At 71.9% G+C, this 15,027-nt stretch carries 8 protein-coding genes and 1 pseudogene; 3 read left to right on the top strand and 6 right to left on the bottom strand.

What is annotated here, in order from left to right; genetic code table 11:
* Window positions 1-163: 163 nt before the first annotated feature.
* A complete protein-coding gene (gene aspS, locus ACIBCM_RS13800; protein ID WP_399242633.1) occupies window positions 164-1,969 on the bottom strand; it encodes an aspartate--tRNA ligase in 1,806 nt (601 codons plus the stop codon).
* Between the two features lie 363 nt (window positions 1,970-2,332).
* On the opposite strand from aspS, the gene ACIBCM_RS13795 reads away from it, so the two are divergent.
* Window positions 2,333-4,447 carry a SpoIIE family protein phosphatase gene (locus tag ACIBCM_RS13795; protein ID WP_399242631.1) on the top strand — a complete coding sequence of 705 codons (2,115 nt, stop codon included), beginning with the start codon at window positions 2,333-2,335 and terminating at the stop codon, window positions 4,445-4,447.
* A 413-nt stretch (window positions 4,448-4,860) separates the two neighbouring features.
* On the opposite strand, the gene ACIBCM_RS13790 is transcribed toward ACIBCM_RS13795, so the two are convergent.
* Window positions 4,861-8,235, bottom strand: coding sequence for a BTAD domain-containing putative transcriptional regulator (locus ACIBCM_RS13790; RefSeq protein WP_399242629.1), 3,375 nt, complete (start codon window positions 8,233-8,235; stop codon window positions 4,861-4,863).
* 463 nt (window positions 8,236-8,698) lie between these two features.
* Here ACIBCM_RS13790 and ACIBCM_RS13785 point away from each other — a divergent pair, with 463 nt between their 5' ends.
* Complete coding sequence (locus ACIBCM_RS13785; protein ID WP_399242628.1) at window positions 8,699-9,448, top strand: SDR family oxidoreductase; 750 nt, start codon at window positions 8,699-8,701, stop codon at window positions 9,446-9,448.
* Window positions 9,449-9,759: 311 nt separating this feature from the next.
* The gene (locus tag ACIBCM_RS13780) at window positions 9,760-10,398 is read left to right on the top strand and encodes an NAD(P)H oxidoreductase (RefSeq protein ID WP_399242626.1); all 639 of its coding nucleotides are present in this window, start codon (window positions 9,760-9,762) and stop codon (window positions 10,396-10,398) included.
* A 133-nt stretch (window positions 10,399-10,531) separates the two neighbouring features.
* On the opposite strand, the gene ACIBCM_RS13775 is transcribed toward ACIBCM_RS13780, so the two are convergent.
* From ACIBCM_RS13775 to ACIBCM_RS13760, 4 genes and pseudogenes are all read right to left on the bottom strand, one after another.
* On the bottom strand, window positions 10,532-11,440 hold the full coding sequence (locus tag ACIBCM_RS13775) for a hypothetical protein (RefSeq protein WP_399242624.1): 909 nt from the start codon (window positions 11,438-11,440) through the stop codon (window positions 10,532-10,534).
* Between the two features lie 403 nt (window positions 11,441-11,843).
* On the bottom strand, window positions 11,844-12,272 hold the full coding sequence (locus tag ACIBCM_RS13770; protein ID WP_399242622.1) for a hypothetical protein: 429 nt from the start codon (window positions 12,270-12,272) through the stop codon (window positions 11,844-11,846).
* A gap of 762 nt (window positions 12,273-13,034) precedes the next feature.
* A complete protein-coding gene (locus tag ACIBCM_RS13765; RefSeq protein ID WP_399242620.1) occupies window positions 13,035-14,735 on the bottom strand; it encodes an MFS transporter in 1,701 nt (566 codons plus the stop codon).
* Between the two features lie 147 nt (window positions 14,736-14,882).
* A pseudogene (locus ACIBCM_RS13760) lies at window positions 14,883-14,981 on the bottom strand (transcriptional regulator); the annotation flags it as partial.
* Window positions 14,982-15,027 lie beyond the last annotated feature (46 nt).

Genomic DNA, 15,027 nt, shown 5'->3' with positions numbered 1-15,027 from the left:
GCCGCACCGCCCGGCACCGGCCCCGCGCCTCACCCGCCGACCCGGCACCCGGCACCCGGCACCCGGCACCCGGCACGGGAAACGCCGAAGACCCCATACCACCACAGCGGTACGGGGCCTTCGCCCGGCGGTCAGGGAGCGCCGGGGCGGGAGTTCGCGGGGGTCACTCCCCGGGCTTGGCGACCGGCTTGCGCAGCTGGATGTTCAGCTCCCGCAGCCGCGACTCGTCCAGTTCGGTCGGCGCGCCCATCATCAGGTCCTGGGCGTTGCCGTTGAGCGGGAAGGCGATGGTCTCGCGGAGGTTCGGCTCGTCCGCGAGGAGCATCACGATGCGGTCGATGCCCGGGGCGATACCGCCGTGCGGCGGGGCGCCGAGACGGAAGGCCCTCAGCATGCCCGCGAACTCGTGCTCGACGGTCTCGTGGTCGTAACCGGCGATCTCGAACGCCTTGAGCATGACCTCGGGCTCGTGGTTGCGGATGGCGCCGGAGGACAGCTCGGTGCCGTTGCAGACGATGTCGTACTGCCAGGCGAGAATGTCGAGCGGGTCCTTCTCCTCCAGGTCCTTCATACCGCCCTGGGGCATCGAGAAGGGGTTGTGGGAGAAGTCGATCTTCCCTGTCTCCTCGTCCTTCTCGTACATCGGGAAGTCCACGATCCAGCAGAACCGGAAGACGCCCTCCTCGAAGTGGCCGGACCGCTTGGCGGCCTCCACCCGGACGGCGCTCATGATGCGGGAGACCTCGTCGACCTCGCCCGCGCCGAAGAAGACGGCGTGTCCGGCGGCGAGGCCGAGGCGCTCGGTGAGGACCTTGACGTTCTCCTCGGTGAGGAACTTGGCGATGGGGCCGGAGAGTGTGGGGGTACCTCCCTGGCCCTCAGGGCCATGGGGGACGTCCTCGGCGACGCGGACCCAGGCCAGGCCCTTCGCGCCCTGCTCGACCGCGTACTCGCCGAGCTGGTCGAAGAACTTGCGCGGCTGGGCGGAGACGTCCGGCACCGGCAGGGCGCGCACGTGCTTGCCCGCGAACGCCTTGAACTCGGAGCCTTCGAAGACATCGGTGATGTCGAACAGCTCCAGCTTGGCGCGCAGGTCCGGCTTGTCGTTGCCGTACTTCAGCATCGACTCGCGGAAGGGGATGCGCGGGAACGGCGAGGTGACGTGCCGGCCGTTGCCGAACTCCTCGAACAGCTCCGTCATCAGCTTCTCGACGGGCCCGAAGATGTCCTCCTGCTCGACGAAGCTCATCTCCAGGTCGAGCTGGTAGAACTCACCGGGCGAGCGGTCGGCGCGGGCGTCCTCGTCGCGGAAGCAGGGCGCGATCTGGAAGTAGCGGTCGAAGCCGGCGATCATCAGCAGCTGCTTGAACTGCTGCGGGGCCTGCGGCAGCGCGTAGAACTTGCCGGGGTTCAGCCGGGAGGGGACCACGAAGTCACGGGCGCCCTCGGGGGAGGTCGCCGTGAGGATCGGGGTCGCCATCTCGTTGAAGCCGAGGGCGGTCATCTTGTGCCGGATCGCGGAGATCACGGCAGTGCGCAGCATGATGTTGCGGTGCATGCGCTCACGGCGCAGATCGAGGAAGCGGTACTCCAGCCGCCGCTCCTCGTTGACGCCGTCGTCCGTGTTGACGGTGAAGGGGATCTGGGCCGCCGCACCCAGGACCTCGACCGCCGAGACCTCGATCTCGATCTCACCGGTGGGCAGCTCGGGGTTGACGTTGTCCGCGCCCCGGCTGACGACCTGGCCGTCCACCCGGACGACGGTCTCCTTGGTGAGATGGCTCAGCGCCTCGTTCGCCGGGGTGCCGGGGCGGGCCACCAGCTGGGTGATCCCGTAGTGGTCGCGCAGATCGATGAAGAGGATGCCGCCCAGGTCTCGGCGATTGTGCAGCCAGCCGCTCAGCCGGACGTCGGAGGAGACGTCAGAGGCGCGGAGCTCGCCGCAGGTGTGGGACCTGTACCGATGCATTCTCGTTCATCCAGTCTTGGGGATTCGGGGGTGGCCGGGCCTGTCAAGGTTACCGCCCGGCTCCCCCGCTCCTCATTGGCTTATACATGCCACGGCGCCACCTCCCCAGGGGGCTCCCGGCGGACTCCCGGCGGTCCGCGGACGCTGCCCGGCGCGGTCCGGCGCGGTCCGGCGGTCCGGGATCGGGAAACACGGCCCGGCGGTCCGGAGAGGCCGATCGGGCCGGGTCCGAACTCGGGTCCGAACCCGCGTCCGTGCGCCCGGCCGTGAACACCGCCGTGCGCCCGGGTGTGTGACCAGGCCGACCACCGCCGTGTGGACCCCGCCACATCATCCGGTCGCGGATCGGAATAAAGTGAGGCAATGCGCACCGAGGACGTCCTGGCCGCGATCGCGACCGGCCTGTGGCGGTGGGACAACGCATCCGGGACGGTCACCCTCGACGCAGAGGCCGCCCGGTTGCTGGCGCTGCCCGTGGAGCCCGGTACGTACCCCGCCTCCGTCGTACGCTCCCGCTTCCACCCCGTCGACTGGAACGAGATGAACGCCGTCGTCTCCCTCGCGCTCGCCGAGGGGACGGTCGCCGAGGGAAGACTCCGTATCGTCGACGACGCGGGCCGGGTCGTCCGGACGATCCGGGGCCGCTCCAAGCCGCTCGCGGCCGGGGACGACGGCACGTACGAGCTGATCGGCATGCTCCAGGAGGTCGCCGAGCCCGCCGAGGGCACGGCCGCGAAGACCCCCATCACCGGTGACTGGCGGCGCTCGCGGGAGGCGTTCCTGCTGGACGCGGGCCGGGCGCTCGCGGAGGCCCGCTCCACCGCCGAGGTGCTGCGGGTCGCCGCCTCCCTCTCGATGCCGGGCTTCTCCCCCGACGGGCTCGCGATCTTCGGCGCGGCCAGCGACCGGCTGACGATCATCGGACACCACGGCCACCAGGGGGCAGGCGAGGACCCGTTCAGCGATATGCGGCTGGACACGGACCACCCGGCCGCCGAGGTCGTACGCACCGGCCGGGCGGTCTATCTGCCGAACCCGGAGGAGTACAGCCGCCGCTACCCCACCAGCTGGCCGCTCGCACAGCCGCTCGGCCGCCGGTCGTGGGCGTATCTGCCGCTGATCGTCGCGGGACGCACGATGGGCGCGTGGATGGCCGCGTTCCGCCACCAGGTCGTCTTCACACCCGACGAGCGCTCCGTACTGACCACCGTCGCCCGGATGCTGGCGCAGGCCCTCGCCCGGGCCGGGGTCGCGGAGACCGAGCGCGAGCTGTCGCTCGGCCTCCAGCGCTCGATGATGCCCGTCCTCGGCCCCGCGATCCCGGGGATGACGGTGGCCGCGCGCTATGTGCCCACCGGCGGCGGCCTCCAGGTCGGCGGTGACTGGTACGACATGATCCCCCTGCCGTCCGGCCGGATCGCCCTGGTCATCGGCGATGTGCAGGGCCACGACGTACGCGCGGCCGGGCTGATGGGCCAGCTGCGGATCGCCCTGCGCGCGTACGCCTCCGAGGGGCACCGGCCCGACGCGGTGCTGGCGCGGGCCTCCCGCTTTCTGCACGGCATCACCGATACGTACGAGAAGGCCGACTACTCCAGCCCCCGCTTCGCCACCTGCCTCTATCTGGAGGTCGACCCGGCCAGCGGCTGTGTCGAGATCGCCCGGGCCGGGCATCCGGAGCCCGCGGTACGGATGGCCGACGGCACGGTGATCCTGCGGCCCACCGAGGGCGGGCTGCCGCTCGGCATCGACCCGGACTCGGACTATCCGACGACCCGGCTCACGCTGGAACCCGGCGAGACGATGATGATCTGCACGGACGGTCTGCTGGAGACCGGCGGGCACGATCTGGACACCGGGTGGGCCCGGCTGCGCGAGGTCCTGGAGAACCACCCCGAGCACGCGTCGCTGGAGGAGCTGGCGGACTCCCTCGTCCAGGCCGTCCACGGCCCGGTCTCCCACTACACGACCGGCCCACTCGCCGACCGGCGCGAGGACGACGTCGCCGTCCTCCTCCTCTCCCGGGAGGGCACCGCCGTGCGCGAGGCCCCCCGCCGTACGGCCATGACCATCGCCCAGGCCGAACCCGAGCGCATCTCGGCGGCCCGCCGGACCGCGCGGGAGCTGCTGCACGACTGGGCCGACCCCGAGCAGATCGACGCCGCGGTGCTCATGGTCTCCGAGATGGTCACCAACGTCCTCGTGCACACCGACGGCAACGCCCTGCTCGTCGCCGAGGTGACCTCCGGTGACAGCGAGGGCCCCCGCAGGGTCCGCGTCCAGGTCAGCGATACGAGCGACGAACTGCCCCATATGCGCCGGCCGGGCGAGCTGGCGTCCTCCGGCCGCGGACTGGTCCTGATGGAGATGCTCGCGGACGCGTGGGGCGTGGACCCGCGGGGCGAGGGCAAGTCGATCTGGTTCGAGCTGTACGAGTCGGCAAAGACGGACGCCCCGGATCCGGCGGGCGGCGGCTGAGCGGACCCGGCGGGCGGCTGAGCGTGCGGGGCGGGGCCGATCGGGGCGCGCCCGGGGGCTGAGGGGCACCCGGTCTGAGGAGCGGCACCCGGCATGAGGGACACCCGGCCTGAGGAGCGCCCGGGTTTGCGGACCGGGGCGCTGCGGTACCGCCGCCGTGTACGGGCGTCACGTGTAGGGGCGTCACCGCCCGGCCCCGGGGTCGGCGCCTCGCCGGGACAGGGCGACCGTGTGCTCAGCCGCCCGCCGGGCCGGAAGCCGGAGCCGGAGTGACCGCCGTGCCCGCCTGGTCACCGCTTCCCGGCCGGAAGCCGTACCCGGGCCGTACGCCGTCACCACGGCGACAGCCGTAGCGCCGTACCGGAGCCGGACACCCTACCCGGGCCGTCATCCCGTCCGAGCCGGTCAACCGATCACGCCGCCCCGCCGACCACCTCATCCGAGCCGGACGCCGTGTACGCCGTGTCCGGGGAGCGGTCCGCGCCGAGCGCGGTGTGTTCGGCGAAGGCCGCCGGGCCGAGGGCGGCCCGCACGGCCGCCGTGACACGGTCCACGTCGCCGCTCTCGGCCACGGGCAGCGGGGCGCCGGTGGAAAGGCGTACCGCGGCGGCCGTACCCAGCAGGGTGGCGGCCTCGCGATGGCGTTCCGCGAGCGCCAGGGCACCCGCGATCCCTTCGAGGGCGAGGGCGACGGCCCGGGGATCGCCGGTCGTACGGGCGATGACGAGGCCCTCCTCCTGGAGCCGCAGCGCGGTGGCCGCGTCGCCGCGCAGTTCCGCGCAGAAGCCCAGCTCCGCCAGGATCAGCGCGTTGGCGTTGTCGAGCCCGACGGTCCGGTGCCAGTCGAGGACCGCCCGCATATGGGTCTCGGCCGCGTCCAGATCCCCCTCACGGCGGGCGCCGAGGCCCAACCCCAGCTCGGCGTTGATCTCCCCGGCCCTGAAGCCCTGTTCGGCGGCGAGCCGGCGCGACCGCTCGTGCAGTTCCCGGGCCCCGTCGAGATCACCGGTGAGCAGGGCGATCCGGCCCAGCCCCGACAGCAGGTCCGCCGCCTGGGTGCTCAGCCCGAGGCGTTCGGCCATGCGCAGGCCCTCCCGCTGGAGGATCCCGGCCCGCTCGTAGTCGCCGTGGATCTCGGCGAGGGCCGCCAGGGGAGCGATGGTGCACAGCCGGGCCGCGTCGTCGCCCAGCTCGCGGAAGAGGTCCGCGCTACGGGCGCCGGCCCGGCCGGACTCGTCGAGCGCGCCCGCCAGCAGCAGCTGCATCGAACGGTCGCCGAGGGCCGCGGCCGTGCCCCACCGGTCGTCCCGTGCGCTGAAGCCGTCGATCGCCTGCTCGGTCAGGGACCGGCCCGCGGGAGCGTCGCCGGTCACACACAGGGCGTGGGACAGGATCCAGGCGGCGTGGGCCCGCCAGGAGACAGCACCCGGCCCGCCACCCGCGCCACCGGTGCCACCCGCGCCACGTACGCCCTCCGCCGGACCGTCACCCGTACCGCCCACGCCATCCACCGGACCGTCACCCGCGCCGCCCGCAGCGGAAGCGCCGAGCCCGCCCTTCGCGGCATCGGCGCCCGCCACCGCCCTCTCGTACCCGGCCAGCGCGTCCTTGATCCGTACGGCGCGGTCCGCCCCGTCCCCCGCCATGATCGCGAACGCGCTGCTCCAGACGGCGACCCGCGCCCTCAGCTCCTCGGGGGCCGTGCCCGGGGCCGCCAGCGCCGACTCCAGGAACCGCCGCCCCTCACCCAGCCTGCCGCGCAGCACCCAGTACCAGGCGAGGGACGCGGTCAGCCGCAGCGCGGACGCGGTCCGCCCGGTGTGCAGGGCGTGGGTGAGGGCGGCCCCCAGATTGGCGGACTCGATGTCCAGCCGGTCCAGCCACTCCCGCTGGCCGAAGCGGCGCAGCCGGGGCTCCGCGTCCTCCGCGAGGGCGAGATGGTGGACGAGGTGCCGCTCCCGTACCGCGTCGGTCTCCCCGGCCCCGGCCAGTTGTTCCAGGCAGTACGCGGCCACGGATTCGAGCAGCCGGTAGCGCGGCCCGGCGGCCCCGGGCGCGGCGACCAGCAGCGAGCGGTCCACCAGCCGTACCAGCAGATCGAGGACGTCCGCCCGGTCGACCCCGTCACCGGCGCAGACCTCCTCCGCCGCCTCCAGGGTGCAGCCGTCGGCGTGGACGGCGAGCCTGCGCAGCACGGTCCGCTCGGGCTCCGTCAGCAGCTCCCAGCTCCAGTCGATGACGGCGCGCAGGGTCTGCTGCCGGGCGGGCGCGCCCCGGGCGCCCGAACTGAGCAGCCGGAACCGGTCGTCGAGCCGTTCCAGCAACCGGTGCACGCCCAGGGCGCGTACCCGGGTCGCCGCCAGCTCGATGGCCAGCGGAATACCGTCGAGGCAGCGGCAGATCGCCTCCACGGCCGGGGTGGTGTCCGCGTCGAGGACGAACCCGGGCGCGGTGGCCGCCGCGCGCACCGCGAACAGCTCGACGGCTCTGTCCAGCCGGAGCGTGGGCACGGTCCACAGGGTCTCCCCGGCCAGGGCGAGCGGCTCCTGACTGGTGGTCAGGACATGGAGGCCCGGCGCGGACCGCAGCAGCGTCTCCACCAGGGTGGCCGCGCGGTCGGCGACATGCTCGCAGTTGTCGAGGACGAGCAGGAGCTCCTTGCCGCGCAGAGCCTCCGCGAGCCGCTCGGCGGTGGTGAGCCGCGCGTCCTCGGGCAGTACGCCCCACACGGCGTCGTCACGGACACCGAGCGCGGTGGCGACGGTCCCGGCGATGTCCGTGTCCGGTTCCGCGCCCGCGAGTTCGGCGAGGCAGACGCCGTCGGGGAAGGTGTCGGCCAGTTGCCGGGCGGCCTCGACGGCGAGGCTGGTCTTACCCACCCCGCCCGGACCGGTCAGGGTGACCAGCCGCCGGGTGCCGATGAGTTCCCGTACCTCCGCGACCGCCTCCTCCCGGCCGATCAGCCCGGTCAGCGCGGCGGGCAGATTGGTACGGGGACGCGAGCCGGCCGCCGGCCGCGCGGGCGCGGCGGGTGCCTCCAGGTCCGGGCTCTGGTTCAGCATCGCCCGCTGGAGGGCGGTCAGCTCCGGGCTCGGGTCGAGCCCGAGCTGATCGGCGAGCTGGGCGCGCAGATCCTCGTACCCGGCCAGGGCCTCGCTCTGGCGGCCCGCCCGGTAGAGGGCGCGCAGTTGTACGGAGCGCAGGCGCTCGCGCAGCGGATACCGCTCCACCATGGCCGTCAGCTCGCCGACGAGGATCCGGTGCTCGCCGAGTTCGAGGCGGGCCTCGGCCAGTTCCTCCTGGACGACGAGACGTTCCTCCTCCAGCTTGTTGACCGCCGCCCTGGTGAAGGTTTCCTCGGCGAAGTCCGCGAAGGGGTCCCCGCGCCACAGATCGAGCGCCTGGGTGAACAGGGCCACCCGCGCACCCGGTTCCCCGCCCGCGCGGGCCCGGTCGGCGAGCCGGGCGAAGCGGACGCTGTCCACCGCGTCGCCGTCGGCCGTGACCAGCGCGTATCCGGGCGCCCGGGACTCCACGAGATCACGGCCGCCCGGTTCGGCCTCCTCCAGGACCCGGCGCAGCTGGGAGACCTTGGCCTGGAGCGCGCGCCTGGGGTTGCCGGGGGGCTGCTCGCCCCAGAGGTCGTCGATCAGCCGGTGCGCGGAGACCGGTCGGCCCGCGTCGACGAGGAGCGAGGCGAGCAGGGCTCTGACCTTGAGTTCGGGAATCGTGACGGGCAGGCCGTCGGCCGTCCATACGCTCAGCTGCCCCAGAACCCCGAATCGCATGCCGCAACCGTAACCCGGGGCGCGGGAACGGGGCCCGTACCGGCTGCTCCGGACCTGACCCGGCCGTACCGCCGCACCGGCTCCGCAACGGGCTAACAGGCCCGTACCGAGTCGTACGGACACCCGGGGCCGCACCGGGGCCGTGCGAGCACCGCGCGCCGCACCGAGCCCGTACGACAGGCCCGAGCCCGTATACGGCCCGTATACGGCAGGCCCGGATCCCGTGCCGTACCCCGCCCCACCAGGCGGTTCCGGCCCTGTTCGAGCCGTACCGCGTGGGCCCGAACAGGGCCGCAACACCGTCCGAGCCGGATCCGAAGCGCCGGGGCGGAGTCTGGGAACCGCCGCAAGGACAACGGCGAAGAACACGAACACCGCACAACACCGAATAGCACCGAATAGCACTGAGTAACACCGAACAACACCGAGTAACACCGAAATGACGATGACAAGGAGCAAGGCCATGGGAAAGCTCAACGGCAAGACCGCACTGGTGACCGGGGCCAGCCGGGGAATCGGCCGGGCCATCGCGCTGGCGCTGGCCGCCGAGGGCGCACGGGTCGCGGTGCACTACGCCCGGGACGAGGTCGCCGCGAAGAGCACGGTGTCGACGATCGAGGCGGCGGGCGGCCAGGCGTTCGCGATCCGTACCGAACTGGGAGTCCCCGGGGACGCCGAGGCACTGTGGGCGGCCTTCGACGAACACGCGGACGGGGTGGACATCCTGGTGAACAACGCGGGGGTGGTCGGCAACGGCCTGATCCACGAGGTCAGCGAGGAGGACTACGACCGGGTATTCGCGGTGAACGTCAAGGCCCCCTTCTTCGTCACCCAGAAGGGGCTGGAGAGGCTGCGCGACGGCGGACGGATCATCAACATCTCGTCCGGTGTCACCAAGGTCGCCTTCCCCGCCATGACCTCGTACGCGGCTGCCAAGGGAGCCGTCGAGGTGCTGACCCTGACCCTCGCCCAGACGCTGGGGTCGCGCGGTATCACAGTGAACGCGGTCTCCCCCGGAACCATCGAGACGGACATCCACCCGTGGATGGCGGACCCGGCCGCGAAGGCGCACGCCGCGAAGTTCTCCGTCTTCAACCGGGTCGGCCAGCCGGCCGATGTCGCCGATGTGGTCGCCTTCCTGGCCACGGACGACGCCCGGTGGATCACCGGCCAGAACATCGACGCCAGCGGCGGTTCCGGCCTCGGCCTGTGACGGCCGCACCGCCCGGCCGCCGCATCCAGCGGCGGCCGGGTCGCCCGTCCCGGCCCGGGCCCGGGCCGGCTCACGCACCACCGGCGACGGCACCGGCCCGGCCCACGCACCACCGGCGGCCCTGACCCGCCGGATCCCGCACCCGCACCACCCCTGCACCCGCTCCACCTCCCCACCCGAAATCCGGCACCCCGAAGTCCGACCCCTGAAATCCGACACCCCGAAGTCCGACACCCCTGAGATCCGAACCCCGAAATCCGACACCCCTGAGATCCGAACCCCGAACGATCGACGTCACTGGAGGCGTGGCCATGTCCCGGACCCTGCTCGTACTCGCCCATCCCCGAGGTGACGCGCTGACCACCCAGGTCGCCGAGCGCACCCGCCACAGACTGGAGGCGGCGGGGCACACCATCGATCTGCTCGATCTGTACGCGGAGGACTTCGACCCCCGGCTGACCCCTCCCGACGAGCCCGACTGGGAGAACCGCGATAAGGTCTACTCGCCGGAGGTCCGCGCCCATATGGCCCGGATCGAGGCGGCCGACGACATCGTGGTGGTCTTCCCGGTCTGGTGGTTCTCCCTCCCGGCCGTCCTCAAGGGGTGGATCGACCGCGTCTGGAACTACGGCTTCGCCTACGGGCGCAGCAAGCCCCGGCTCGCGGGCAAGCGGATGCTCTGGCTCGGCCTGGCCGGCTACTCCGGCGAGGCGTTCGCGAAGAAGGGCATGGTCGAGGTGGTGGACCGGCAGCTACGGGTGGGCATCAGCGAGTTCTCCGGCATCGACCAGGTGGTCGTACACCTTCTCTACGGCTCCGAACTCTCCGGCGTCCCGCACGCGCTGCGCGCGGGTCGCGTACAGGAAATGTTCGCGGGCGCGGACGCGGCCCTGGACGCCCTGCACGCACTGGGGGCGGAGGCGGAGACCGAGGCCGCCGTGCTCGGATGACGGCGCCGACGGCACAGGACACCGGCCCCGGGAGAGATTTCCCGGGGCCGACGCCCGTGTGGACGGGCTTTCGGGACGGGAATCCATCCGCACTCCCGATGGATCGACCCCGCCTGCCTGTCCCCGGGGTTCCTCACGGCCCCGGTTCGTCCAGAATGCTCTCGTCGAACACGATGTCCGACCATTCCAAGGTGTTGAGGTCCTGCTGCCAGGCGCGGCGCTGAAGTCCGAGGGTGCCGATGGTGCGGAAATCCTTCCCGCCGATACGGAACTCCGTCGACTTCACCTCACCGTCCTTGGACCAGACGATCTCCGGGACCCAGACGCAGTCGCAGGTACGTGTGTTCACGCGGAGGTTGATCGTGAGCGCCCTTCCGCCCACGAGTTCCTGCGGCAGTGATTCCCGGCCCTCGAACCTCACGGTCGCGAAGTCGGCGCCGCCGTCGAGGTCGGCATAGGCGTTGAGAGTCGCGGTTCCCCCTCCGCACTGTCCGTTCTGAAGTCCCACCAGAGTCGCCTTGTCGGCGGCCGGAGCAGGCTTCCGGTTGAGGACTTTGATCCGCAGTTCCTTGATCTGCAACGGTCTGCTGTCGCCCGGTTGCACATCGATAGTGAGATGCGTACTGGCGGGGTCTCCGGCCGTTTCCTCGTTGATGAGCTTCGGATCCGGCCTGCCGTCCTCCAGTACGGGGATCTCGGAGAAGTCACGCGGCGGCCGGTTGACCACCCATGCCTGCCACGGGCACAGATACTCGCTGCGGAGATGACGGATTCCCTCCGTCTCCGCCTCGGACTGGTCCACCCGTCTGCCCTCCGCGGACGGGGGCAGATCGCCTGATGCGGGGGAGTCCGCCGCGGACGTGGACGAGGAACCCGATACGGAGGGTTGCGGACCCGGTTTGGTGGTGACCGCGTTCCTCGGCGAGAGAGAACCGGATACGTACAGGGGCGGCTTCTCCTCCTTGAACTGATCACCGATCCAGGAGAATCCGCCGACGATCCCCAGCCCGATGACCATCACGATGACCGGCGCCACGATCATCGTGGCGGTGAAGTTCCCGTCCCTCAGCGGCAGATACCGCTGCCAGCCGCTCCGCTGACTTCCGGTGCCGGGTCCGGGCTGCCCATCGGGTCCGGGCTGCCCGGGCGCGGCCGGTCCGGGGGTTGGCGTGGCCTGCCCAGGAGTTGGCGCCGGGGAAGGCGCGGGGGCCATCTGCGGCTGGACCGGTGGTTCCGGGGACGTACCACCCTGTTGTGGCTCCGGTGCGTTCGATGAGTCCGGTGAGCCCGGTAACTGCGAGGCGTTGTCTGACATGGGATCTCCTGGAACAGATGGAGCGATCTCGGAGGATTCCCGCCGGATAGTGCGCCACCGGGCGGGAATCCGGGCGGGAATCCGGGCGGGAATCCGGGCAGAAATGCGTGCGGGAATGCGTACGGCTCGGTTACCCCGCGTCGACGATGACGTCGTAGGGCGGTGTGGTGAGAGAGTTGAAAGGGCTGTCCATCTTCTCTGTACTGAGAATGTAGGTGCCCGGTTTCAGATCCGAGATCGCCTGGTACCGGCCGGTGAAAAAGGGCTCGGTCCCGGTCCAGTACCCGGACCCCAGGCTCGGCTTGAGAATCCAGCCGCCGGGCATGATGACGGCCGGGTACACCGGGCCGATTCCGTCCCGGTCGATGGTGAAGGACGCGCCGGCTTCGGCATTGGCGCCCGGTGTGCCGACCAGGGTGAAGGAGAAGTACCGGACATGGAACGGTGAGCCGGGGGTCAGCGGCTGGCATCCCCGGGCGACCACCGGGCGGACACCGGCGACTCCGAGGCGCAGCGGGTCGGAGAACGTGCCGCTTCCCGGGAGAGAGCCGCAGTCCACCGGCCCCGAAAACGGGACTCGGCCCGTGGCACCACCGGCCGAATCCCAGTCGTTGAACGGATCCGCCTCGTCGGGCGACGGGCTGTTCCCGGTGACGGCCTCTTCGGTGGTATCCGAAGCGGAGGGTTCCGGAGCGGCGGTCTCGGAGGCCGGGGAGGATTCGCTGATCCCGGGAGTCGGCGAACCGGTGCCGGAAGGAGATACGGACGAGGAACTCACCGACGGCGAATCCGCCCTGTCCGTACGGTCGGACGAGAAGCCGCATCCACTGGCGAGTAACAGAACTCCCAGCGACGATATGCTCTTTCGGATCATCAATCCCCCCAGCGTCGGAGCGGCCCCAACGGCTGCTCCGTGCGCCGGATATTACTTCTCTTCAGGGTGGGGATCCCTTAAAACAGGACATCTCCCTCTCCTGCCGTTCTGTGTGACGGCACATCCCGGTCCGCTCCCGTCCGGCCCGCCCACCCGGCCATCCGTACGCACCACCAACCGCCACCGGCCCTCACCCACCGGAACGTATGCCTCGACGAGCACGACCGGCCCGGCCTCCCCTCGCAAACGAACCACCCGCCGACCGCGTCCCCGACCTCACCGCGCGGGGCGACACGGCCCCTCCCGCACACCACACGCGGGTGCGGGCCGTGGCGACTTCCGTCACCGCGACCCGCACCCGCATCTCGTACCACGCGCCCGCCGTATCCGTGGCCGGCGCCCCTTCCCGGTGCACGGCCTCCGTGCACACGACCTCCGTGCACGACCTCACTGCACGACGACGGGCTTCTCGCCGTCGGTACGGGAGCGAGCCGCGCCCTCCGTACCGGGCTGCCCCGCGTTCCCGGCGTCCCGCACGTTCCCCGCGTCCCCCTCGTCCTGGGTGCCCGGGGTATCCGCCGCGTCCCCGGCGGTGTCCGCCCCGTGCCCCGCGTCCATGCCCGCCCCGATCGGGGCGACGTGCCGCAGCAGGGTCAGGGTGAGGACCGCGGTGACCAGGGCGAAGCCCGCGCTCACCAGCACCGCCGTGTGGAACCCGGTGGTGAAGGCGTCCCGGGCCACGGTCAGGAGCTGACCGCCCAGTTCCCCGGGGAGCCGCGCCGCCTCGGCCGCCGCGCCGCCCAGGGTGTCCCGGGCCGACTCCAGCGCACCGCCGGGCACCCCGGCGGGCGCCTGTGCGCTCACCTCGTCGCGGTAGACCGCGACGGCGACACTTCCGGTGCCCGCGATGCCGAGGGCCAGCCCGAGGTCGTACGCCGTCTGCCCGGTCGCGGCGGCCGCTCCGGCCTTCGCGGCGGGTGCGGCACCGACGGCGAGCGCGGTGCCCAGCACACTGATCGGGGCGATCCCGAACATCACGAGCGCGAGCCCGAGGGAGACGGCCACGACACCGCTCCCGAGGGAGAGCGCGAATCCGGCCAGCGTCACGGCGAGACCGCCGACGATCACATACGCGGGCCGCGTCCGCCGCGCCAGGACCGGCGTCAGCTGGGAGCCGACGACCAGACCCGCCGCTCCGGGCAGCAGCCACAGACCAGCCACCAGCGGGGACAGCTCACTGATGCCGAGCAGATACTGCGGCACCAGGTACTCGATACCGTTCAGGGCCATCATGCCGAGGAGCAGGGTCAGCAGTGCTCCGGTGAAGGCGCGGTTCGCGAAGAGCCGCAGATCGAGCAGCGGGGTCTCCAGCCGCTGCTGGCGCCGTGCGAACAGCACCCCGGCGACCACGCCCGCCGCCATGGCGGCCAGATACGTGCCCTGCGGACCGTACTCGGCGAGCTTCTTGATCCCGTAGACGGCGGGGAGCACGGCCAGCAGGAACAGCACCACGCTGATCAGGTCCAGCCGCCCGGCGTCGGGATCCCGGTACTCGGGCAGCAGCGCCGGTGCCGCCACCAGGACCGGCAGCATCACCGGCACGCCGACCAGGAACACGGAGCCCCACCAGAAGCTGTCCAGCAGGACGCCTCCGATGACCGGCCCGATCGCGATACCGACGGACAGGGCGCTCACCCACATCGCGATGGCGGTGGCCCGCTGGCGGGCGTCGGTGAACATATGGCTGATCAGCGAGAGCGTGGACGGAAGCACGGCGGCCCCCGCGATCCCGAGCAGCGCCCGGGCGGCGATCAGCATCTCCGGGCTGCTGGAGTAGGCCGCGAGCAGCGATGCCGCGATCACCCCGGTGGACCCGGCGAGCAGCAGCTTCCGCCGCCCGACGCGGTCCCCCAGCGTGCCCATGATCACCAGGAACCCCGCCGTGAGGAACCCGTAGATATCGGTGGTCCACAGCAGCTGGCTACTGGACGGGTTGAGATCGGCGGTCAGATAGGGGGTGGCCAGCCACAGCACCCCGAGGTCGGCGGTCATCAGCGTGACCGGCAGCAGCAGCACGGCGAGCCCGAGCCACTGCCGGGCCCCCGCCCTGTTCTGGTTCTGTTCTGGGTTCTTCGTCGTGGAAGTCATGCCGGTACTGTCCGCGCCACCGCTTCGGATCCGGCTCGGACACTGTTACGGCCCTGTTCGGCCCGCGCTCCCGGAGCCCCTGACGCCCCCGGGAGACCCGGCGTACGAACACCGGCGCCCGGCACCGAAGAGTTCCGGCGCCGGGCGCTGAGCTGGTGCCCGCAGCGCTCCCGTGTTCCCGGGTGCCGCCTCCGCGCGCTCGACGAAGTTGCGGTCCGGCATGCGTCGGCCCTGTTCGATCGAGGCACGGATCGCCGCCGGTGCGCGGCGCGGTGGCGCTCTCCCGGGTGAC

The organism is Streptomyces sp. NPDC051018 (assembly GCF_044456085.1).
Lineage (GTDB): Bacteria > Actinomycetota > Actinomycetes > Streptomycetales > Streptomycetaceae > Streptomyces.
The sequence above is the reverse complement of the archived record's forward strand: the minus strand, read 5'-3'. Positions and strand labels throughout refer to the sequence as shown.

Coding starts and splice junctions, on each gene's coding strand:
- aspS (WP_399242633.1), bottom strand. CDS start 1,969: ATGCATCGGTACAGGTCCCACACCTGCGGCGAGCTCCGCGCCTCTGAC.
- ACIBCM_RS13775 (WP_399242624.1), bottom strand. CDS start 11,440: ATGATCGTGGCGCCGGTCATCGTGATGGTCATCGGGCTGGGGATCGTC.
- ACIBCM_RS13790 (WP_399242629.1), bottom strand. CDS start 8,235: ATGCGATTCGGGGTTCTGGGGCAGCTGAGCGTATGGACGGCCGACGGC.
- ACIBCM_RS13795 (WP_399242631.1), top strand. CDS start 2,333: ATGCGCACCGAGGACGTCCTGGCCGCGATCGCGACCGGCCTGTGGCGG.
- ACIBCM_RS13780 (WP_399242626.1), top strand. CDS start 9,760: ATGTCCCGGACCCTGCTCGTACTCGCCCATCCCCGAGGTGACGCGCTG.
- ACIBCM_RS13765 (WP_399242620.1), bottom strand. CDS start 14,735: ATGACTTCCACGACGAAGAACCCAGAACAGAACCAGAACAGGGCGGGG.
- ACIBCM_RS13785 (WP_399242628.1), top strand. CDS start 8,699: ATGGGAAAGCTCAACGGCAAGACCGCACTGGTGACCGGGGCCAGCCGG.